Source organism: Microvirga vignae, assembly GCF_001017175.1.
GTDB lineage: Bacteria > Pseudomonadota > Alphaproteobacteria > Rhizobiales > Beijerinckiaceae > Microvirga > Microvirga vignae.
In genome coordinates, this window is record NZ_LCYG01000128.1 from 12,596 (window position 1) to 34,325 (window position 21,730).

Annotated in this window: 21 protein-coding genes and 2 pseudogenes; 11 read left to right on the forward strand and 12 right to left on the reverse strand. The window is 60.5% G+C overall.

The genetic code is table 11. The features are described 5' to 3' along the window. Positions 1-61 precede the first annotated feature (61 nt). On the forward strand, positions 62-271 hold the full coding sequence (locus tag AA309_RS30020; RefSeq protein WP_047192693.1) for a hypothetical protein: 210 nt from the start codon (positions 62-64) through the stop codon (positions 269-271). Positions 272-406: 135 nt separating this feature from the next. On the opposite strand, the gene AA309_RS30025 is transcribed toward AA309_RS30020, so the two are convergent. Continuing rightward, positions 407-562 carry a DUF1127 domain-containing protein gene (locus AA309_RS30025; RefSeq protein ID WP_084731832.1) on the reverse strand — a complete coding sequence of 52 codons (156 nt, stop codon included), beginning with the start codon at positions 560-562 and terminating at the stop codon, positions 407-409. A gap of 1,009 nt (positions 563-1,571) precedes the next feature. Between AA309_RS30025 and AA309_RS30030 the strand changes: the two genes are divergently transcribed. Beyond that, positions 1,572-2,381, forward strand: coding sequence for a response regulator transcription factor (locus tag AA309_RS30030; protein WP_244470542.1), 810 nt, complete (start codon positions 1,572-1,574; stop codon positions 2,379-2,381). Positions 2,382-2,417: 36 nt separating this feature from the next. On the opposite strand, the gene AA309_RS30035 is transcribed toward AA309_RS30030, so the two are convergent. The 3 genes from AA309_RS30035 to AA309_RS30045 form a co-directional block, all read right to left on the reverse strand. Then, positions 2,418-3,773 carry an HlyD family type I secretion periplasmic adaptor subunit gene (locus AA309_RS30035; RefSeq protein WP_047192696.1) on the reverse strand — a complete coding sequence of 452 codons (1,356 nt, stop codon included), beginning with the start codon at positions 3,771-3,773 and terminating at the stop codon, positions 2,418-2,420. 46 nt (positions 3,774-3,819) lie between these two features. Further along, entirely contained in the window at positions 3,820-5,532 is a 1,713-nt protein-coding gene (locus tag AA309_RS30040) for a type I secretion system permease/ATPase (RefSeq protein ID WP_047192697.1), read from the reverse strand. Between the two features lie 114 nt (positions 5,533-5,646). Continuing rightward, positions 5,647-6,420: a hypothetical protein gene (locus AA309_RS30045; protein ID WP_047192698.1), complete on the reverse strand. Its 774-nt coding sequence runs from the start codon at positions 6,418-6,420 to the stop codon at positions 5,647-5,649. 588 nt (positions 6,421-7,008) lie between these two features. Here AA309_RS30045 and AA309_RS30050 point away from each other — a divergent pair. The 6 genes from AA309_RS30050 (at position 7,009) to AA309_RS37005 (ending at position 12,664) form a co-directional block, all read left to right on the forward strand. Then, positions 7,009-7,779, forward strand: coding sequence for a hypothetical protein (locus tag AA309_RS30050; protein ID WP_052955102.1), 771 nt, complete (start codon positions 7,009-7,011; stop codon positions 7,777-7,779). A 335-nt stretch (positions 7,780-8,114) separates the two neighbouring features. Next, positions 8,115-9,302, forward strand: a complete 1,188-nt coding sequence (locus tag AA309_RS37980; protein ID WP_084731828.1) for a TAXI family TRAP transporter solute-binding subunit — start codon at positions 8,115-8,117, stop codon at positions 9,300-9,302. Between the two features lie 586 nt (positions 9,303-9,888). After that, positions 9,889-10,185: a hypothetical protein gene (locus tag AA309_RS30060; RefSeq protein ID WP_047192700.1), complete on the forward strand. Its 297-nt coding sequence runs from the start codon at positions 9,889-9,891 to the stop codon at positions 10,183-10,185. A gap of 413 nt (positions 10,186-10,598) precedes the next feature. Beyond that, entirely contained in the window at positions 10,599-11,324 is a 726-nt protein-coding gene (locus tag AA309_RS30065; protein WP_047192701.1) for an RNA polymerase sigma factor, read from the forward strand. Positions 11,325-11,350: 26 nt separating this feature from the next. Further along, positions 11,351-12,229 (forward strand): ferritin-like domain-containing protein, encoded by an 879-nt coding sequence (locus tag AA309_RS30070; RefSeq protein ID WP_150117845.1) that lies wholly within the window; start codon positions 11,351-11,353, stop codon positions 12,227-12,229. A gap of 78 nt (positions 12,230-12,307) precedes the next feature. Then, entirely contained in the window at positions 12,308-12,664 is a 357-nt protein-coding gene (locus AA309_RS37005) for a twin-arginine translocation signal domain-containing protein (protein ID WP_150117846.1), read from the forward strand. A 112-nt stretch (positions 12,665-12,776) separates the two neighbouring features. Here the strand turns inward: AA309_RS37005 and AA309_RS37010 are convergent, their stop codons facing one another. From AA309_RS37010 to AA309_RS30110, 7 genes and pseudogenes are all read right to left on the reverse strand, one after another. Continuing rightward, positions 12,777-12,932, reverse strand: a complete 156-nt coding sequence (locus AA309_RS37010; protein ID WP_342027995.1) for a PAS domain-containing protein — start codon at positions 12,930-12,932, stop codon at positions 12,777-12,779. A 53-nt stretch (positions 12,933-12,985) separates the two neighbouring features. Further along, complete coding sequence (locus tag AA309_RS30085) at positions 12,986-13,462, reverse strand: DUF2231 domain-containing protein (protein ID WP_047192717.1); 477 nt, start codon at positions 13,460-13,462, stop codon at positions 12,986-12,988. 151 nt (positions 13,463-13,613) lie between these two features. Further along, positions 13,614-14,324: an RNA polymerase sigma factor gene (locus tag AA309_RS30090; RefSeq protein ID WP_047192702.1), complete on the reverse strand. Its 711-nt coding sequence runs from the start codon at positions 14,322-14,324 to the stop codon at positions 13,614-13,616. An 81-nt stretch (positions 14,325-14,405) separates the two neighbouring features. After that, entirely contained in the window at positions 14,406-14,954 is a 549-nt protein-coding gene (locus tag AA309_RS30095) for a hypothetical protein (protein WP_047192703.1), read from the reverse strand. Then, the gene (locus AA309_RS30100; RefSeq protein WP_244470545.1) at positions 14,947-16,749 is read right to left on the reverse strand and encodes a family 1 glycosylhydrolase; all 1,803 of its coding nucleotides are present in this window, start codon (positions 16,747-16,749) and stop codon (positions 14,947-14,949) included. Before AA309_RS30100 ends, AA309_RS30095 begins: the two co-directional genes overlap by 8 nt. A 166-nt stretch (positions 16,750-16,915) precedes the next feature. Then, a pseudogene (locus AA309_RS37015) lies at positions 16,916-17,205 on the reverse strand (IS6 family transposase); the annotation flags it as partial. Between the two features lie 213 nt (positions 17,206-17,418). Continuing rightward, the gene (locus AA309_RS30110) at positions 17,419-18,243 is read right to left on the reverse strand and encodes a universal stress protein (protein WP_047192704.1); all 825 of its coding nucleotides are present in this window, start codon (positions 18,241-18,243) and stop codon (positions 17,419-17,421) included. A gap of 299 nt (positions 18,244-18,542) precedes the next feature. On the opposite strand from AA309_RS30110, the pseudogene AA309_RS37985 reads away from it, so the two are divergent. The 3 genes and pseudogenes from AA309_RS37985 to AA309_RS30120 all read left to right on the forward strand — a co-directional run. Further along, a pseudogene (locus AA309_RS37985) lies at positions 18,543-18,685 on the forward strand (IS6 family transposase); the annotation flags it as partial. A gap of 175 nt (positions 18,686-18,860) precedes the next feature. After that, on the forward strand, positions 18,861-19,376 hold the full coding sequence (locus AA309_RS30115) for a hypothetical protein (protein WP_047192705.1): 516 nt from the start codon (positions 18,861-18,863) through the stop codon (positions 19,374-19,376). An 84-nt stretch (positions 19,377-19,460) separates the two neighbouring features. After that, positions 19,461-20,579: an ABC-type transport auxiliary lipoprotein family protein gene (locus AA309_RS30120; RefSeq protein WP_047192706.1), complete on the forward strand. Its 1,119-nt coding sequence runs from the start codon at positions 19,461-19,463 to the stop codon at positions 20,577-20,579. A 20-nt stretch (positions 20,580-20,599) separates the two neighbouring features. Here the strand turns inward: AA309_RS30120 and amrS are convergent, their stop codons facing one another. Then, positions 20,600-21,700 (reverse strand): AmmeMemoRadiSam system radical SAM enzyme, encoded by a 1,101-nt coding sequence (gene amrS, locus AA309_RS30125; RefSeq protein ID WP_047192707.1) that lies wholly within the window; start codon positions 21,698-21,700, stop codon positions 20,600-20,602. Positions 21,701-21,730 lie beyond the last annotated feature (30 nt).

Genomic DNA, 21,730 nt, shown 5'->3' on the forward strand with positions numbered 1-21,730 from the left:
TCCCGCATCGTGTATGCTTCTGGACTGTCTTCGGGGAACCAACCTGATCAGGAGACTGTCAATGCCAAAGCTTACGGTGAGTTGGGACGAGGATGGGCCTACATTGCAGACCGCGGAAGTCGAGAACCACTCGACAGATCGGCGGTGGAGCGCCCCGGTTGGTCAGCTAACGGAGGACGAGAGGCGCGAGTTGCTTTCTGCCACGCGAGCGCTGGCACGCCTGATCTCTGACTTGGCGGCCGAGGATACCTTTTTCAGCAACCCCCGCTAGCAGCATGACGTGCATGCTGCCATCGCGGCAGGTTTGAGGAAACGGCGAGGGCCGCAGTTCAGCGGGAATGGTGTGACTTCAATACGAACGCCCGCCAAAGGGCGGGCGAGAGGCCTCGGCTGAACATTGCGAGGTTTAGGCGAAGGCAGCTTGATGGGCGACACTGGCGATCTGGAACCGGGAGATGCCAAGATCGGCCAGCTCATGATCGGAGAGCTGTGACAACTCGCGCAGCGTTGCACGGTACAGCTTGTAAGCACGGATTTTCGACAGGATGTAGGTAACGAACATGGAAAGCCCCAAGACTGAGCCAGCCATTATGGCCAGCGATCTTCGCCCTTATTGCAACGAGCATATAGAAATGCAGCTCGCGCTTTGGCAGACCTCATAATAAAAAGCAGTTATGCTTCTACCGCATGACAGTCCGTAAAAGGCGGGCTGGAAGTCGACGATCCGCGACGGATAAAAAAAGCGCCCCTTCCAGGGCGCTCAAGGTTCCAGCCTGAGGAACAGAGCCGGATAAGATCTCCTACGATACCGTCGTTCAATTGACGTTGCGCTGGATCAAACTCGGCAGGATTTCACCTGCTACGACCTAACAGGCGTTGCTGCTTTCGTGATCGTTTCGTCGGCCTGCCGCCGTGTTCCACGCCGTCCACACAAACCTTCTCGGAACTGCGTTCCCAGTTCCTCCCTGGAGAGCCGAAGACTTCGATGAGGAGCCCAGAACGTCGCCCATCGGCACATCCCGGAGCTAGACCCAATGTCCGCTCATGCAGTGAACAACGGACGTTCCTGAAGGGCAGGGGAACTTCAGAACCTGCCATAAAGCAGTTCTTCGCGTTCAGGGTCAAATTCGACGCGGCGAAAAGGTCGTCCGGCGGATCTTTCGATGAGTGGGTACTCTTCCAAAGAGGCGCTCGTAGAGAAGGCAAAACCGCCAGCACAGATTCGAGTATGTGTTTACGAATATAAGCCATTTGAAAGGTATATTTGCTTTATGATATGGACTAAATTCAAGGATATGTATTAAATCCTGCGACATATTTCCAAAAGCTGTGCAAAATACACCAAGCATTAAAGATGCTACGAACAAGTGCTACCCAAAGTTGGCGTCGTGTGTTGCGATCGTAGACGAATGGACGTGTCTCTACTGCGCGGAACCTCTCAATTCTGACGAAGCGTACTTGCGAAGCGTACTTGTTCGGAATCGCACCTACCGACGTTACGGTAGCCGGTTCAGTGACATGGCTGAGGCCATTCACATATTCCGCCGAACAAGATTGGATGAGTGGCGTGAATGAGGATTGCCATGGCTGTGTTAAATCCATCAGTCGATGATCAGTCGGATGAAGCAGCTAAGGACATTATCCTTGTCGTCGATGACGAAGTGCTCGTCCGGGAGTGCCTCATTGAGGCAATGAAAAGCGCTTTCTCCCAAACCCTCATACTCGGCGCCGGCTCCATTGCGGAACTTTCTCATCCTCCTGGAATGGAAGTTGCCCTGGTGATCTTCAAGGTCAAATCACAGCCTGTTCTGCGCGAGAGAATGGCTTACGACATCAGGACCATTGCTGGATATTTCCCTCAGGCATCTGTCGTCGTCATTGCAAGTTGCGATGATCCTGCCGATATCGAGATTGCGATTGCATCAGGCGCGCAGGGCGTCATTCCGATTTCGGCTTCGCTCAAGATAGCCGTCGCCGCCGTGCAACTCGTCATGGCAGGCGGTCATTATTTTCCCCGCCAGGTCAACGAAGGCTCCCAGCTTCGTGAAGGAATGGTGAGGAGCCCGTATCTTGCAGAGTTCAATGGTGCTCTGTCGCTCTCTCAGAAACGGCTGCAACAATCAAGGGACCTATCCGGAGACGATGCAACAACTGGGCCGGGAGCAATCGGTCTTGCGTCTATTCTCACGGCCCGTGAGGCGGAGGTCCTGGCGGCTCTGCAGAAGGGGTATCCCAATAAGTGGATTGCCCATCACCTTAACCTTTCAGAAAACACGGTGAAGGCCCACATTCGAAAAATCATGCGCAAGTTGCATGCCACCAATCGAACTGAAGCCGTCATTCTCTCGCAGCAACTGAGGTCTACAAGCGGCGAGGAATAAGCCGACCAACGCTCTCCACTTCAATTCGCGACGCCCTCAATCCTCTCTGAACGCGCGATTAAAGCTGTCGAGGAAGGGCCTCAAGGCGTAGAGAGCCACCGTGCTCTGCCCGGTCTTGATGAAAGCCTCGACCGGCATGCCGGAAACCATATCGACTCCGCTGGCTCGAACCAGGTGCGGATCGTCGATGCGAATCCTGGCGGCATAATAAGGTTGATCCGTCCTCTTGTCTGTCAAACGGTCGGCCGAGACATAAATGATCGTACCTGCAATCGGGGGAATGCGACGCTGGTTGTAGGGCAGGAGGCGAATTTCGGCGCGGAGCCCAAGACGAACCACGTCAATGTCCTCAGGCCTAAGCCGCGCAGTGATGATGAGCCGGTCATCCATAGGGACCAGATCCATCAAGGGAGCTCCGGCGCCGATCACGCCTCCAGTCGTGTGGATTCTAAGGTCGGTGATCACGCCGTCCTCCGGTGCCTTAACATCCGTCCGCGATAGCTGATCATCGAGAGCTCGTATCTTTTCAAAAAGAATGGCAATCTGGCTCTGTGCTTCCCTAAGAGATTGTGCAATCTCGTTTTGACGGTCGCTCTCGAGCTTGATGAGGGTCGCTTGCGCTTCGCTGATGACTTGGCGAGCGCGCGAAATCTGGGCAGCCACTTCGCCCTTGCGCCCGTCGACTTCAACCATCTCCCGGTCGAGGGAGAGGAGACGCGGACGACGCTCAAGCCCTTTGTCGACGAGAGAGGCCACCGCAGCTCTCTCCTCGCGGATGATGCTTGCTCGCTTCGCTGCTGCCGCTCCCTCTGCCTGAAGTCCGACGATCTCTTCTTCGACCTGCGAGATGCGCTGGCGGATAATGGCTTCTTGAGAATGAAGGACCTGCAAACGAGTCTGAAAGATCTTCTGCTGTCCAGCGATGATCGTTGCGATGGATGGATGACTGGCCTGAGCCGCTTGCATTTCCGCGGGGATGACGATCTCTTGCAGATTGTCTCTTTCGGCAATCAGGCGCGCCTCCCGCATTCTTGCGTCCCAGTACTGCTCGGACCAGCTCTGGCGCTCCGCGTAGGCTCTGGTCTGATCCAGGCGAACGAGTACCTGCCCGCTTTTCACGGTATCGCCGTCCTTGACCAGAATTTCTTTGATAATCCCGCCCTCCAGGTGCTGAATGATCTTGCGGCTGGATTCCGCCTCCACCAGGCCCGGCGCGATTGCAGCGCTCTCCAAGGGCGCAAAGGCGGACCAGACCCCGAGGATGCCGAGGAATCCAAAGAGGAGCATGTTCCCCACCCTAATAACACCGCGCATTCGCGGTACGGGAGTTGGTGGAACCAAGGGGGGCTGCCAGACGAGGGCTCGCGGGGAAGGATCGTTGGCTCCTGTCACGATATCTGTCCTTTCGGCATCATGGACGCTGTTTAGACCCGTGCTCCTATCTCGAGGCGTTGATCTGAGGACGGCGCAGATGGCGTTCGAAGATATCCTGGCTTCTGCCGAAAGCGCTGAGCATCCCGTCTTCCAAAATTGCGATCTTGTCCGTGACGGGCAGGATTCCGGTGCGATGAGTAATCACGACGATCGTCGTTCCGTCGGCTTTGAGACTCTCGATAGCGTTGAACAGGATCTGCTCGCCCTTGTAGTCCAGATGCGCATTGGGCTCGTCGAGCACGACAAGACGTGGCCGTCCGAAACAGGCCCGCGCAATGCCCAGGCGCTGGCGCTGTCCTGGACGGAGGCGCGATGTCGCCTCGCTCATCTCCGTGTCATACGCCTTGGGAAGGCGCATGATGATCTCGTGCATGCCCACCATTTGCGCCGCCCTGATGACCTCCGTCTGATCGGGGTCGGTCAGGCAACTGATGGCTTCTGCGACGGAAGCGCCGACCAGCTCGATCTCCTGAGGCAAATAGCCGACGTAAGATCCACCTACCGCTCGCCGCCATGTAGCCACTCCTATCGTGTCGAGCGTGATGCAGCCGATGGCGGGATTAGACAAACCGGCAATGAGATGTCCCAGAACAGATTTTCCTGAACCGGACGGCCCGATCAGGCCGAGGCATTCGCCAGGAAGCAGGCGCAAAGAAACACCCTTCAAGACAAACGCGTTTCCGCCAGGGGGGCAATAGCTGACATCGGATACGGATAGATATCCAACGGGCTCAGGCAGTCTCAGCCTGTGCGGCTGCGTGGCCGGAGCCGTGGCCAGAACCTCGGCGAGGCGCCTGTATGCATCGCGCATGGAACTGATTGTTCTCCAGCCGCCTGCGACGCCTTCGATCGGGGCGAGCCCTCGTCCGAAGAGAAGGCTCGAGGCAAAAATGATGCCTGGATTCCGCTGCTCTTCGAGCACGAGCCATGTCGCTACCCCCATGATGAGAACCTGTGCCAATGCCTTTGTCGGCCGCGCCAGAGCCTGAACCCGCTCCGTCCGGCGGGCTGCCGTTTGGAACGCGGTCTTGGCCTCCTCGGCATCATTATGGACCTGCCGTACCGCTCCGTTGATCAGACCGAGGGCCCGGATGACAGAGAGGCTGTTGAGGGCATGCCACAGGTGGCTGAAGCTCCTGGCTTGGGCGCTCGCGGCCTGTGCAAGCGGCACTCGGGTGGTGATCTCTCCCATGAGCGCGAAGCCGAATAGCAGAATTGCGCAGGCGGTACCGATCCCGCCGAGAAGCGGATCGAGGAAAAAGAGTACGCCGAGGAAGAGCGGGGCCCACAGCAGATCGAACAGCAGGGTCGAAATCGGGGATTCGATGAATTGGCGTAGCGTCCCGAGGTCGCGGTAGGCCTCGTTTGCCCGGCTGGAATTGACCTGTGAGGCATATTCGAACGTTGCCCATAGAACGACATGACGAAGCCGGTCATCCAGCCAGGTCGCAATGCGTGTGAGCGCCGCTCGGCGCACGGTATCAAGGAGAGCACCGGCAAGAACCGCCAGGCAGACGATCAGAGTCAGCATCACCAAGGTGTCGACGCTTCGGCTCGACAGAACACGGTCATAGACTTGGAGGAGATAGATGGATGGTGCCAGGAGAAGCAGGTTGAAGCCACAGCTGTAGGCGAACACGAGCAGGAACGAACTCGTACATGCTGTCAGGGCGGCCTGTAGGGGTGTCTGCCGGATGCGGTTATCGACTGAGGTCATTGCGATAAATCACGGCTCGTGCTTCGCGTTCTCTGCGCGCCCGACTGTTCGAATATGCGCGGCATAAGGGGAAAGGATCCGGCAGGCGTGCCACCGGATCCCAGGGTGAAAACTTTATCCGTGTGCGTCCGGATAGTGATCGCTCTCGCTATACTCAATCAGCTTATTGTGAACCTCGAAATTCGTAGGATGGACTAAGGAGAACACGACCGGCCCGCCATCGGCGCTGTTGCCGTTTCCACCATCGCCGCCGATGCCTGCGACCTGGTAAGCGCCTTGGTCGAAATACGCGAAGTTCTTCTGATCGGCCGATGTCGGAGCGTTGATATGTGCGGTGTTGCCGCCGGTATCCAGATACTGGTCGCCGTTGGAGCTGGCCCAGCCGCCCTTGCCGGTGCCGTAGCCTTTTCCGCCGTCTCCGCCTTCACCATAGCCGCCATAACCGCCGTAGCCACCCTTACCGCCATGGCCGCCGTCGCCGCCGTCGCCGCCTTCACCGTAGCCGCCTTTGAGATCGTGGGCTTTCTTGCCGCCATGGCCGCCATAGCTACTGTCGCCGCCGTCGCCGCCCTTGCCGCCATCACCACCATAGCCGCCTTTGCCGCCATAGCCTCCGGTGCCATCGCCGCCATAGCCGCCCTTGCCGAACCCTTTGCCGTCGCCTCCGTCGGCATCCCATTTTGCGTAGGCGTCGACCGTGTCTCCGACATCTGCCTTGATATGGGCGCCATACGCGTAGTTATCCGGCTTGAAGACTGCCGTATCGTTGTCGGTCTGGTTACCTGAATTCTTGCCGTCGCCGCCGTTGCCGGCATTGCCGCCGCTGGTGTCGATGTGATCGAACTTGATCGTGTCTGACGCATCTAAACTCGGATACCATGATGGCATTGCTGCCTCCCTGTGATGTTTTCCCGAGAAGGGCGAGATTCCGGCTGGGAATCGCGCCACGCCGTGATTATGGGATTGCCCACCTGTCGGCTGTAGAGACCACTTTGAATGCTCGCACGTCACCTGAAAGTGTGATCGTTCCTTCGAAGGTGTGACATACGATCGGATGAGAACTCGCCCGAATTGATCTCTCGGGTTTCCTGCCGAGTCACGTCACACTGGACGACATCGTCATTACAGGTCGGCAGATTTACTGCCCTAGTCGAGAGTCAGACGATGTTGTTTCGGCGCGGAAGAGATGATGCATTCCGGCTAGGCGAACCGAGTTATTCCCCGAGCAGCATCCGCCCTCTCGATGATCAGGGTACATCGCAGGGGGATGAGCATAGCTCTCCCTACCAGCGGGAGCATTCCAACACGAAAGAGAGCATCGAGACGGGGTATAACCATCACGAGGTGTATGACCTTGCTCCCTGGCAAGCGGACACTTCTCGGCATACCTTGGAGGGCAGGACAGACGGCCTCGGCGCTCTGTTGACCGATGGAGGAACTGCAGGAAATGGCGGACATGGCGCTTTCATTGGCGCAATGGTGGACTCCGACGTCGCGATTTATATTCCGCTCAACATTGCCATAGACGCCTATGGAGGAGAGGCGACGGCTACTCAGATCGATGCCGTCGTCTTCAATCACCATACAGGTCAGATAGCCGGGACTGGCGGCGGCGGAGGTGAGGGCAACACTGGCGGGGGCGGTCATGCAGCAGCCATCTGGAGCGCGGGCCACACAAGTGAGGAGACACAAAGCGGCCATGCAGGATCGTCGTCGTCCCTACATCCCGAGACGGCATCTATCTTTGGAAGCGCCGGACACGCCGGCAACGGCGGAGACGGCATCTTTCTCGGAGCCATGTTGGACATGGATGTCGCGGTCTATGCTCCAATCAACATTGCGATCGGCTTTGGCGGCAACGTAACGGCTATCCAGTACAATTCCGTTGTCTTCGACCAAGGAGCAGTTCAAGTTGGAGGAATTGGCGGTCAAGGCGGCAACGGTAACAGCGCCGTCGGAGGTTCAGGATTCTGGTCTCTTCTGCATTCAGACACCGTGCACACCGGCGGAGGGGCCGCCGGCAATGGAGGTGACGGCGTCTTCGTCGGCATCATGAACGACAATGATGTCGGGATCTACGCACCCATCAACATTGCCATTGGCGGATCGGCTATTGGTTCATCAGGGTCTTCGGGAGAGTTGCACTATTCCGGCGATTGGCCGAGCGACGTGATGGATGGCTATGGCGGCCTTGATCTGAACCATGGCATCGAGATGCTGATCCATGATCTTATCGATCCGACATAAACGTCTGCCCATCAGCACCTGCCTGAGGCTTGAATGTATTTGGGCAGAACGACGTCTTGCACCTTCGATCTTGTAAGCGGATGGACAGGAAGTGGATTTGACGCACTCGATCCCGGCTAACGATCGAGCCCTCTGTCTTTCGGGCCGCGGCATTCGCCCTTTCGCGGAACGCCACTGACGAGGATGTGCCGCTGCAGTCGAAGCTCTCTCGATGGATTAACTATAGGAGAAGTAAAGCCCGAGTTGTTCGCTCGGGACAGTAGACCGATGCTGCAAGCGCAGATCAAAATCGTCCCAGAAACGGCCAGGGCTGGGGACCTTCGGGGAGCACTGTCATGTTTCGTTGCGTGAGCGTACTTGTCATTGCAGGCCTTTGCTTGGCCTTGGTAGGATGCTCAAACCAAAACTCCGTTACGGTACCTTTTATCAAGCGACCAAAGGATCATGTCGCTGTCCGTTCATCGCCAGTCGAGAAGATCCCAGGACAGCGAGTGCAGACTACGCCTTTTAACAATTCGATCCGGATCATCTCTGGGGAGGAAAACAGCACTTATTCACGCACGCTCGACAGCTTGTCGGAGATCTTGAGCCAGCGCCAAATACGCTTGCAGCCCATCGCCAGCCAGGGGCCGCTCCAGGATCTCGTGAGCCTCCTTCATCGCGCTGACATCGACACCGCGATCGTGCAAACAGACGTCATCGAGGGAGTGGCGAGCCACGTACAAACGGCTGCTCGCGAGCGGCTGCGATATCTCTTTCAGGTTTCGAGCAAGGTCGTTCACGTTCTGGCGCCGCGTGACATCACCGACATCCGCCAACTTGAGGGCCGCAAGGTCAATATCAGTCGGCCCGGGAGCGATGCACATCTGACAGCCGGCCTGATGTTCGAAAAGCTCGGCATCAAGCCAGAGTTCACAACCTATGATCAGGATACCGCGTACCAACGTCTTCGAGCGGGTGAAATTCAGGCCTCGATCCTTCTCGCATCGCATCCTTCGACCGAAGTTCTCGCCTTTCCATCGTCTGGTCGCTTTCATCTTCTCCCGATCGTTCTTGAAGAGGGCACATCGCATTACCGTTCGGTCCAGTTGACCGCCGACGAATATCCTCACCTGATTGAAACAGGGCAACAGGTTAGGACCATAGCGGTCGGCCGCATTCTCGTCGTGAGAGATTGGCCGGAGGAAAGCCGCCGCTACAAGCGTTTGATGAATTTGGCTGAGGTCATAGACTCGCACCTTGATGAGTTGAAGCAATCCGACCAGGGGCTCCAACGAGGCGAGATCGATCTGCAGGCAGCGCCAGGCTGGCAGCGATTCAAGCCAGCGCAGAGCGTCATTGATAGGAGGTCCCGGCAAGCTGATGAGCAGCGTGCGTTCGAGAGATTGATCACGGCAAGCGGCGTCTGCTCCATGCCGCTCTCGACGGCCATGCGCGAGCGCCTTTACAAGGAGTTCATCGACTGGCAGAGGGCGCGAGACAGGGCCGCACCTTCGCTAACATCCGGTTCCAGTCCCCAATGAAGGGCTATGTGCTTGGCGTATGCCTGGATGTGGCTTGTTAGCAAAGCTGTTCGAAAAGGCGAGGCGGGGCTGTGAAGCGGCGAGGCTTAACCCCTGAACAGTATGAGGCCCGCAAACCTATCTTTCGCTTCGACTTAGGAGGTTGGCCCTTCCAGAGACAGGCTCAAGGACAACGACAAAATCAACGGCTGGGTGTTTGTCGTTGGCGCCATGGCCTTCTTTATGCTGGTAAAATACCTTTCGACTCTATGACACCGGGCTCTCAATAGAAGCGTAATTCGCAGAAGCCCCTTCAAGGAACTCGACCCGCTCACAAACAAACGTTCATGAGCGGCAGGCGAAGGCGACGAGGGGAGGGGCCTGTACCTGTAATAATTACAATTTACCAGATAACATAGCCGATTACCGCGATCCTGCGCGGCGTTCGGGCTGCACAACCGCCCCATAAGAAGGCCGCTATAAGAAAGCTTAACGGTTAGCGGCCGGGTCATTATTTTTCCTCCGTCGACCTTGACGGTTCAGATCAGCACCCCACTTACCGTGATGTTGTTACGTTGCAGCATAGCATTCAACTAAGGAGATGGTTATGCCAAAGGCACCGATCCCCCCGGACAACATTCGCAATCCGCCCTCGAAGCACTACACGCATTTCGTGCGCAATGACGCCAACTCGATTTCCGAAGTAGATTTCTACTACGGCCCTCGATACATCGGCGGCAAGGAAGGCCCCTGGGGTCGCAGTGATTTTCTGTGGACCACCTTGGGCAACAACACATACAAGCGCGATCCTGCCGACTATCACATCGAACGGGAAGAGCCGCTGGACGAGTACGTGCCGCCGCGCTTCTGGGTAGACCCTCGTTGGGACTACCATCATTTGTGATAGGTCGGGGCCGGTTCTCCGGCCCCGCTTTCAAAACGGAACAGCATCTTTTCTGCGGCCTACAAGCGCTTCGGCATGGGCCGCGCGAAACATTGTGGAAGGCCACGTCGGTGTAATCGGTCGCAGTGGCGCCTTCCGGCATAAGAGAGATAGCCGTCGAACCACGTCTCCCAAACGACCGTTTTTGAAGCCAAAGGATTAAAAGGAATAACGTCCGCTTTTGACCCAGTGCCGAGCTTCGCCTTCGATTGTTTTTGGCCGTTCTGTGCCATGGCTACCTCCTCTGAGAGATGAGGAAAGCCGCGACATCACCGGAGTAGGGCCGCAAGGCGTCAGCACAGCAATGACAGTACGCCTTGCCCGCGGCGCAAAATAGTCGGGAACCTTCCTGTTCGTGCCCCTGTCTAATCGGTATGCCTGAGCAACCCACCTCCGAGCTGGAGTTGTCCGGCCTAGTCGATGCCGAACTCGTGCGCCTCGCGCGTGAGGGGAGTGCGTCCGCGCTGCGCCTGATCGTTCGGCGTCACAACCAGCAGCTCTATCGCGTCGCGCGGGCGATCGTCCGGGACGACGCTGAGGCCGAAGATGTGATGCAAGAGGCCTATTTGAGCGCGTTCCGACATCTCGCAAAGTTCCGGGCCGATGCGAGCCTTTCGACGTGGCTGACGCGCATCGTCGTGAACAAGGCGGTGGACCGTCGCCAACGAGCGAACATCATGCTGCCGTGGGATACCCTCGATAGGATCGAGCAACCGGACGTCGCCGTTTTGCCGGATCGCGCGTCCGAGTTCGATCCGGAGCGGACCGTAGCCCGGAGCCAGATTCGCGACCTGCTGGAGCGCGCGATCGACAACCTGCCCGAACCGTTCCGCGTAGTGTTCGTGATGCGCATGGTCGAACAACTCGACACCAAGGAGACGGCATCCGCGCTCGGTCTTCCCGAAGAAACAGTGAAGACGCGTCTCCACCGCGCCAAGAAGCTCATGCGCAAGCAGGTGCAAACGACGCTTGCCTCGGCCCTGACTGACACTTTTCCGTTTCAGGACCCCCGTTGCGCCGCCTTCACCGACGCGCTGCTGGCTCGACTTGTCGAAGGGGGAACCGATCAGTCGGTCACGGCAGCATCGCTGAAGCGGTGACCATCCACGACACCATGGAGGAGACCATGACCAGCGCTCCTATTCCAAAGCTCTCACGCCGCGAGTCGCTGCACGCCCTTGCCGTCGCGGGCCTATGTTCCAGCGCCGGGCTGCACTGGCCAACCCCGGCACTCGCTCAGGCGGCTTCCCCGTCAGACCTCAAGGACGAGGATATTTTCCAGTTCGCCCTAAATCTCGAATACATGGAGGCCGAGTATTACCTGCGGGCGACCACAGGCAAGGGCATTGACGCAGCCGACCTCGGCTCCGATCCCGGCAGCGTGAAAGGTGGCCGCAAGGTGTCGTTCCAGGATAAGGCGATCGGTGAATTCGCCGACGAGCTCGCAGAGAACGAACTCGCGCATGTCCGCTTCTATCGCAAGACCTTGGGCAGCCAGGCTGTAGACCGCCCTGCAATCGATTTTGAGGCCGGATTCGCAGCCGTGGCCAAAGCGGCCGGCCTGCCGGATTTCGACCCGTTTGCCAACGATATGAACTTCCTGCTCGGCGGCATGCTGTTCGAGGATGTCGGTGTGACCGGCTATGCCGGTGCGGCGCCACTGCTCCAGAAGAAGGAATTCGTCGAGGCGGCCGCCGCGATCCTGGCCGTCGAGGCCTACCACATGGGCATGGCCCGCTCGCAGCTCTACCAGATGGGCGACAAGGCCCAGAAGGCGGCGAATGCAGTGTCGGTTGCGCGAGACAAGCTCGACGGTCCGGCGGACAAGGATCAGGGTATAGAGCGCAATGGCAAGGCAAACTTCGTCCCCGCGACACCGGACGGCATGGTCTTCCGCCGGACGCCGCAGGAGGTGCTCCGCATCGTCTACCTCACGGACAAGGCTGGGGTGGACAGCGGCGGCTTCTATCCCAAGGGCATGAACGGCACGCTCAAGAGCACATAGACACTCGATTGACGTAGGTGGCGCACAAGCGCGCCATCTCTGCAGTAGGGGCTTCGACTACTCTGGAGGGAGATTACGATGCCTGAGAAGCGAAATCGCGTCACACTGATTGATCTGGATGGCCCTGTCTTTTCCCGCCGCGCCTTCCTGCGAGGCACCGTGCTCGGCGCGGCTGCGGCTGGCACCGGCACGCTCTCAGCCTGTATGCCAATGATGCCACCGCAAGCGGCGGCACCTGCGCCAGCAGGACCCCCTATGGTGGCTCGTGGGCTGCCCCGGAACGTGCCCAAGGCCGTCGCGCGCTACCAGGACCGCCCGAACCGAGGCCAGCGCTGCGGGCGCTGCATGCACTTCATTGAGCCGGGTGGCTGCGAGATCGTGACTGGCCGGATCAGTCCGCAGGGCTGGTGTCGCTATTTCGAGGCCATGGCGTAAACGCGGTTGGTGCAATCGGACAACCATCGCGCCAAGTTCGCGGTCGCTTCGGAGACGATGTAGGTCTGGCGCCGAGCAGTGACGGGAGCGGAGGCGCTCGGGGATAATGAGATCAAGAGGCTGCCCCCAGCGCCTCGGCAGCGCTATGCCCGAAGATCCGCTCGGTGCCAGGGTTCCACACGCGGATGATCCCGGCGCGGTCCGTCGCCACCACGGCGTCAGCGGCTGCGGGGAGAATTGCGTCGCCCACAGGCCGGGGCAGATCCATTCTCCCTCCTCTCAGATACCCGTCATGGATACTCGTCACGGAGAGGATCCGGATCAGGTTCCCTGGTCCGAGACGGCGACCCGGTGGCGGTAGACCATCTCCCACCCGCGCCAGCCCGTGTAGAGCAGGAGCAGAACGACGACGAGTGAGATCAGGAGTCCCGTCGGTAGAACGGCGGCATCCCCGGACTCGTAACGGCGATACCAGTTCCACAACGACAGGAGGACCACGACGACGTTGCCGAGCATGTGGTGCCAGGCCGCCGACAGGCTGCGGATTCGCCGATCGCCCAGGAAGTCGGTGAGACCAGCCACAGCCGCGAGAGCCGCCATGACCAGCGCGGCGCCCAGGAGATAGATCGAGGCCGTACTCCAAGCGCTGTTACCTGTGTTCCAGAACAGGAGGTCACACGCGAGGGTAGCCACCAGGAACGCCACCGGAAACGGGATCAGCATCGGATGCAGGGGGTGTCCGGCGATCCGCGCGGTGCTTTGAGGATTTCCTGTTGCTACGGGGTTCTCGGCACGCATGGCATTCTCCATTCCTCATCCAGCGGTACGTTCCGCACGTGTTGTCCCTCGCGGTAAAGGAGTGCGACGCCGGTCGAGACCACCGATGATGACTACGATGGAAACCGTTTCGCCTCTGCTGATGTGCGTGACGTTTCGGGTTGCGGCATCGTCATTCATCCGGATGCTCCACCAGACCGAGCCGCCCTAGGACTGTCTCCGTGATCCGGGCGCAGCGAGTGCCGGCGCACGGGAACACGTCGTCGACAGCTGATGACAGGGTTCTGTCGAGAGACTGCCGCAGGAGGCGCCGGGCGCGATGGAGCCTGGTTTTCACTGTCTCCGGGCGCAGACCCAGATGCGTCGCGGTCTCCTCGGTGCTCATCTCCTCGATATCGCGGAGCACAAAGACCGCGCGGAACGGATCCGGCAGTTGGTCCACCGCCCGTTCGAGCAGACGTCGCACCTCGGCTCGGGCGGTGGCAGCTTCCGGGTCGCTGTCCTGGCGAGCCGACGGCAGGTAGATCACGCGGGCCTCTCCTTGATCGTTGATTGCATCGATATCCTTCAGGTCGACCACGATGCGTCGCCGTCGGAGTCGGCCCAGTGCCTCGTTCAGCGCAATGCGCGTGAGCCAGGTTGAGAGCTGTGCCTCGCCCCGAAAGCCGTCCAGGTGGGTGAAGGCACGAACGTAGGTCTCCTGGACCACGTCCTCGGCCTCGGCATCGTCTTTGAGGACGCTGCGGGCCACGCGGTAGAGACGACGATTGTGCCTCTGCATGATGAGCCGGACCGCGGCCCCATCTTGATTTCGGACCCGTTCAACCAGAGCACCGTCATCGAGAGTATCCAACGGTGCCACCGCGACTTTTGCCGTTTGCATGGCCAAGCTCCTGTCTCTTGTTATTAGATAGGCCATCCTGACAAAGGTTCCCGAACCAGACTGCCCGACGGACAGGCCGTCTCAGCGTGATGGGCGCCGGGAGGAAGGGAGCCGCCGAAGCATTCCTGTCTGGGCCGCCGACTCCGGTCCCGGACAGAGGGACGCCAAGCGTGTTCGGTTCTCCAGGCTCACGTGCAGATGACGGTGGATGAGGGGAAACGCCACACCCGTTACCAGTCCCCAGAGAAGCTGGGCTAGCAGCAGTCCAGCAGCAGGATAGCCGCGCAGGATGGGCTCGTCCGGCAGCCATTGCAGCAGCGGGATCGGGCCCAGCATCCAGAGGACGAAGCCATACGCCATCCCGAAGAGCCAGCCGCCTCGCACATCGTTGGCCGCTCGCTGGAACAGCCAGCCATAAAGGAGCCCGCCTAGGAGCATCAGGCCGGCGTAGGCAAGACCGGCTGCGAGCACCGATGTGCCGGTTACTCTGGCAGGTGCATCGAGCGCCTGGAAACCGGCGAGGACAGCCAGGGCGGGCAAGGAGGCGATCACTCCTGCCGTGGCGCCTGCGAGAAGCGGCCGTTGGGTGGGGCCGGCATCAAGGCCATGGGCTCGGAGCATCCTAAGCATGGAACCTTTTCGCCTCCTTTGTCACAGCCTCCGAGGCCGCTTCCAGTGCGGCCTCCAGGGACGGGACCCCGGCGAGGTCGGCCTGGAAGAGGCCCACGAGGTGCTGATAGGCGAGGCCAACGGGTCGCGGATCGCGGTTGAGGTCGAACAGGCCGACCGGATTGACGTTGCCGAGCGGCTCCCGCAGCGCGATGTCCCAGTCGACCTGATCCGTGAGCGAGTACCAGGTGAAGCCCACGACCGGTACGCCCGTCTGGCGGATCAGCTCCACATTGTGCCACTGCCGCCAGAGCCAGCGCGGCCCGTCGCGGGCGTCCATGCGGTTGGTCTCGGTGTGCATCATCGGCCGCCGGTAGCGCTGGTAGTACTGACCTGCGATGGCGTACCACCCGAACAGCTCGCCCAGCGCCTGCGCGTGCCCGTTGCTGTCGATGAGCTTTTCGTTCCACTCATAATAGTCGACACCGAGAATGGCCCGCCTGCGCACATCCTGCTGCATGAACCACGCGTATTCCTCGGCCGGCATGCCGTGCTGGAGAAGATAGTCGCGCATGTCCTCGTGCACCGGACGGCCGTAAAGGAGATCGAGCGGCAGGAAGCGCCGCTCGTTCTCGAAGGCGGCGATGCGGCGGATCTCAGGATCGGGGCAGCAGGGCTGGTAGAACTCGCCGCTCTCGCTGTTGACGAACACGGCATCGGGACGCTCGCTCGCAATCGCCTGCATCATCAGCACGCTGGCCTTGGCGAGGTGACGGACGGCGATGACGAAGGCGCGCTCGTCCCGGGTCTGCTCGTTCCACACCCCTTCGAGAGCGCTGAGCTTTGCGCAGACATACATCTCGTTCACAGGAGTGTAGAGCCGCACCCATGGATAGCGTCGGGTGAACGCCCGGGCATAGTCGGCGAGCGCGTGCGGCACCTCCGGGTTCTGGAAGTTCTGCAGCCAATCGGGCAGGCCGAAGTGGCACAGGTCCATGATCGGCACGATGTCGAGGCGCTGCATCTCGGCGGCCACCTCGTCCAGAAAGGCCCAGTCATACTGACCGGGTCCGCGATGAATGAGATGCAGGGGCGGGCCATAGCGCAGGTAGCGAAGGCCGAGATCCCGGACAAGTCGCAGGTCGGTGCGCCAGTGGCGGTAATGGCCGCAGGCCGCCATCTGATCCATGCGCCAGCGCCCGGCCTCAAGGGTGGGATAGCTGCACTCGATGCCGGTGGCGAACATGAACCCGTGATCAGCGGGCTCGGGAGCCGAGCTGACGGGCGGGCATGCTCCGACGGGCCGGGGGCTCAGGCGCGGTGACCGGCTCACCGGGTAGCCGACGGGCCGGGTGTAGAGCAGGCCCAGCACGGTGCCCCAGATCAGGTGGCCGGCCGCGATGGAGAGCAGCTCGTGCACGCCGCCGCTCAAGCCGAATAGGCCAGAGGAGGACAGCTGGCCGCTTTGGACGAGCGGGTGCATCAAGTCGAACTGCGGATGCATGATGAAGATCGCCAGCGGCATGGGCACGAAGGCGAACACCATGCCCTGGAGGGCAGGGCGCAGCGGCAGGACGGACCAGAAGAAATAGGCGTAGAACACAGCCCAGATTGCACCGACCAAGAGGTGCAACAGCATGCCGACGGTCCAGGATGCCCAAGCGCTCGCATGGGGCAGCACCAGGGTTCCGAGCGTGCCGACAATGTCAAAGACGGGGAGCCCGCCCCAGATCAGCAGCCGGGCCGCGGCTTCCCAAGCCACTGCACCTGCCATTCCGGCGAAAACCGCCTTTGAGTAGGCAACCGAGCGGATCATGTCGCCCTCATCTCTATTCGGTGGGGCCTCGGTGGCTGATCAGTAGATGGGCGGGAGCCTGGAAGGTTCCCGCTGCGGCGTTGTCGCCTTAGCTGGCAGCGGGGGCACCGAGGCAGGCTCGGTCACCTGCGGGCTCGCGCGGCAATGCTGGCTGCGGAGTTCCACGCCGCCACAACCAGTGCTTCTGGCCAGCGATCGTAACCGCGACCTCGTCGAGGCGCCAAATATCGCGGCGGCTCGGGGCTCGCGCTCAGGCGGTGGGCGTAGTTCGGCCCAAACTTCAAGGCCTAGCGGAGGACGGTCTCGTAGGAGACGAGGACGCCGCGCTCCAGAAGCATCTCCTCGACCAGCTGCAGGCTCAATGGGAACCTGAAAATAGAGCCAGACCGCATCGGCGATGATCTCGGGTGGAACGCGGCAGCGTTTGTCGCTGACGGGCCGGTCATGCCGGCCCATCGGCACGCCTTGCTCTCATCCTCGGGTTGATGTGACAACACCGAAAAAGGCCACCTGCTGAGGCGGCCGAGTTCAGGGAGGAAACCATCAGGGGAAGCCGTGACGGAGGAGAGGGATCCAAGATGCGTCGAGCGAAAGATGGACCCCACTTGAACCAATACTCCCATGACTAGAGAGCATGGAACAGGCAGAGGTGTTTACGGATCACCAGGCTCAGTGCGCCATCAGCACGGGGACCGTCATCGACGCGAGGATGGTCCGGGTCGTGCCACCAAGCACCATTTCCCGCAGCCGCGAATGGCCATAGGCGCCCATCACGATCAAATCTGCGGACTCATCCGCAGCATATGATACGAGAGTGTTGGCAATATCCAGATCTCCGCGCGTAAGCGTCTTTACCTCGGCTTGGATTCCGTGCCGAGCCAGATGCCGTGCCATGATCTCGGCTGACGCATGCGAGCCCCCTCTCGAGTGTGGGTTTGACACCGTCACAACCTTGACCTGGTCGGCCATTTGGAGGAGCGGCAGGGCATCAGCGACAGCGCGGGCGGCTGGGCGCCCCTCGTCCCAGGCGACGAGCACGGTCCTGAGCTGTGGGGGCACATGGATGTAAGGCACGATCAACGCTGGCCGCCCTGACCCGAAGAGCACAGGTTCGACCAGATCGGAGGTGTCGGGCCTCTCAGGGTTCGGCTGCCCGAGAACGATGGCATCGAAATACCGCGCGAGACGACTGACCTCTCTGCCGAGATCTCCGCTTGGGGCCTCAAGCATCAGCGTCTCCACGGTAACATCCGTCTCCTTCGCGCTCTCTAGAAAGGCATCAAGCGCTCTGCGCGCGGTATTCTCGACATCTTCCTGGATACGGGAGAGGATCTCGCTTGGCATCTCCGACGAGACCACCGGAGGCAGAGCGGGGCTGATCACAGGCGAGGCCACAGTCAGTCTGGCGCCACACAGGCTGGTTAGCCACAGCGCATAGTGGTTGCCGGCTTCGGCGCCTTCGCGGGTCAGCAGCAGCAAGTCTTTGAAGGCCATGTCCGCCTCCTCTGAGCAAGGCGGGAAGTGGGCGCACAATTGCAGCTCCCAACTGTGCGCAAATATAGCATAACCTAGAGCACGGGCCTATTCTCCTCTCAGCTCTGGGCATTCACTCCAATGTTCTTAGAGTGCTAAAGCGTCATTGCGCTGCCCCTCTTGAAACTCTCCGGCGCATTTCCGCGTTATACTGATGCGGAGGTTTGATCCCGCTGGTCTCCCCGACCACCCTCCGCGACTTAGCCCCGTTCAGAAGGATCCCGGCGGGGCTTTTTCTTGCTAATGTCCTCTATGAGAGGCAGGACTTTCGATCACCCGGAGGCCTGCAGCGGCTCGTCCGTATCTTCTCGGCCGTGCGCAACCTCTTCGTTCCGCCCCGCTGCCACCGCTCTGCCCGTGCCCCCACCTTCACCACCTCAATGCGATGGCGGCGTGGAACTCCGCAGCCAGTGTTGCCGCGTGTGTCCGTCAGGTGACCGAGCCTGCCTCGGTGCCCCGCTGCCAGTTGAGGCGACAACGCTATCGCTCCGTCCTGGACGACCGTATTTCCAGCGTGCCACGTCACCGATTGTCTCAGTACTTGCTATCTTGAAGACATCTGAACCGAGGAGCGGGCCATGCGAGCAAATTCGACACATGCTTTAGGGCGTCTCCGCTTTCGGCTCGTACCCGCCCTGATAGTGCTCCTGTCCGGGTCGGCCCATGCGCAGAGAAGCTCTTCATCCAATCCATTCGAGGGATTCGCCGGGGTCTGGTCAGGCAGCGGCACAATCGCGCTTTCGAACGGCAGAACCGAGCGTCTGCGCTGTGAGGCCGTTTATGCGGCGGCCTCCACAGACATCAGCCTTCGACAGAATCTGAGCTGCAGGAGCGACAGCTATGTCTTTGAGCTCCGGACAGAGGTCGATTACGAAGGGGGCAGGATTTCCGGCCGATGGTCGGAAACCTCTCGCAATCTGGTGGGACGGATTGCCGGCCAAGCCCGGGACCGACGGATCGAAGCCGTTGCTGAAGGACCGGGCTTCTCGGCAAGGATCGAGATGAGCACCAGCGGACGCAGGCAGGCGGTCGGCATCCGCTCCCAAGGAACAGAATTGTCACGCATTGCCGTTGAACTGACTCGAATACGGTGAAAGGCTTCTGGGCCGGATACTGCCTGATGCGGTATACTTTGACGCTTTAGGCGACGACCTGTCCCTCGCGTGTGAGGCCGGACCATGGAGACGCGGGCGCGGTATGCTCTGATTGGAGTGTTTACGCTCGGCGTCATCATGGCCGCTTTCGCCTTTGCCTACTGGCTGCGCAGCCTCGGCGGTTTCAGTGAGCGGGTGGTCTACCGCATTCACTTCGAAAGTCCGGTCATCGGACTGCTTCCAGGCTCCAGGGTTCTGTTCAACGGCATCCCGGTCGGGGAGGTGACCGGGCTCGCGCTCAATTCAGGTGATCCCCGTCAGGTGACGGTGACGATTGCGGTCGACCGCACCACCCCGGTGCGGGCGGACACACAGGTTCGACTCGAAGCCCAAGGCCTGATGGATGCGCCGTCAGTCTCCCTCGAAGGCGGGACGGCCTCGGCACCTCCGCCCAAGTCCGACAATGGTCCGCCTGTGCTTAAGGTGGATCCGGATGCGGTTCAGAGCTTGACGCGTGAGGCTCGCGATGCATTACGGCGCTTCGAGAGTCTCGTTGCCGAGAACGCAGAGCCGCTGCACGAGACGATCACCAATCTCAGCACCTTTACGGACGCGCTCGCGCGCAATTCAGGTCGTCTGGACGGGATTCTGGAGGCGCTCGATCGTTTGGGCGGCGGAGGGGCCAACCAACAGCCAGTTCCGATCTATGATCTCACGGCTCCGCAGGCATTTCCCCCGCATGAGAGCATGCCGCGCAAGCAACTGGCTGTTCCTGAACCCACCGCATTGGTGCTGTTCGACACGCAGAAGCTCCTCACGAGTCCCCGGGCGGGGGAAATCATCGCCATGGATGCACAATGGAGCGACAGCCTGCCAAAGCTTCTGCAGGCCAAGATCATACAGAGCTTGGAAAATGCGGGTTTTCTGCAAGCAGTCATGCGACCGGCACTGGAGGTGGCGGCTGACTACCAGCTCCTGCTCGACATTCGCAGCTTCCAGGTTGTGATGTTGCCTGAACCTCAGGCCTATGTGGAAATCGCAGCCAAGCTCCTCGACGGGAACGGCCGGATCGTTAGCGGGCGCATCCTGCACGCCAGCGTCCCGGTGCGGGGGACGGATGCGCCAGCAGCGGCAGCGGGTCTCAACGAGGCCTTCGGCAAAGTTGTGACTGAACTGGTGCTTTGGGTCTCAGACTTTGTCTGACGCGAGGCGCAAGAAGCAGACTACGCGTTTCCAGTTGCAGCCTGAAGCACCACCGGGCGCCGCCGCGGCCCCCACGTGCCAGGGACTCCCTCGAACACGCCAGGGCAGGGCGTGCCACAGCGGTCACAGCACCCATCGGCCGTGAGGTTCCAGGCGGTGAGCTGGTACCAGTCGCGTCCGATCAGCACCGCCTGACACGCATGGCAATAGGTGCTCTGACCTTCCGCATCGTGGATGTTCCCGGTGTAGACGTAGCGCAACCCCACCTCCTGGGCGATCCGGCGGGCCATTCTCGGGGTCTCGGGTGGCGTGGCCGGGGTGTCCAGCATCTTCCAGTCGGGATGGAAGGCTGTGAAGTGCAGCGGCACGTCGGGCCCTAGGCGCTCCAGCACCCAGCGGCTCAGCGCCTCGATCTCGGCCGGGGAGTCGTTTTCGCCCGGGATCAGAAGCGTCGTGATCTCGAACCAGACCTCTGTTTCGTGCTTCAGGTATTCCAGCGTATCGAGCACCGGCCCGAGGCGAGCCGAGCACAGGTTCTTGTAGAACTCCTCCGTGAAACCCTTCAGGTCGATGTTGGCTGCATCCATGTGCCGGAAGAACTCGACCCGCGGCTCGTCGCAGATGTAGCCCGCGCTCACCGCAACCGACTTGATGTCACGCTCGCGGCAGGCTTGAGCCACGTCGACGGCGTATTCCAAGAAGATCACCGGATCGTTGTAGGTGAACGCCACCGACCGGCACCCGCTCGCGACGGCAGCCTCGGCAATCGCCTCGGGAGAGGCGCGGTCCTGCAGACGGTCGAACTCGCGCGCTTTCGAGATGTCCCAGTTCTGGCAAAACTTGCAGGTGAGATTGCAGCCGGCGGTGCCGAAGGACAGCACCGGTGTGCCGGGCAGAAAGTGGTTGAGCGGCTTCTTCTCAATGGGATCGATGCAGAAGCCGGACGAGCGGCCATAGGTGGTGAGGACGACCTGATCGCCCTCGCGGGCGCGCACGAAGCACAGGCCGCGCTGGCCTTCATGCAGCTTGCACAGACGCGGGCACACATCACACTGGATGCGTCCGTCCTCCAGCGGATGCCAGTAGCGGCCCGGTTTGCCAGGAGCGATCTGTTGATCCATGCCGATCCCACCTATCTCTGGTGATGAGGT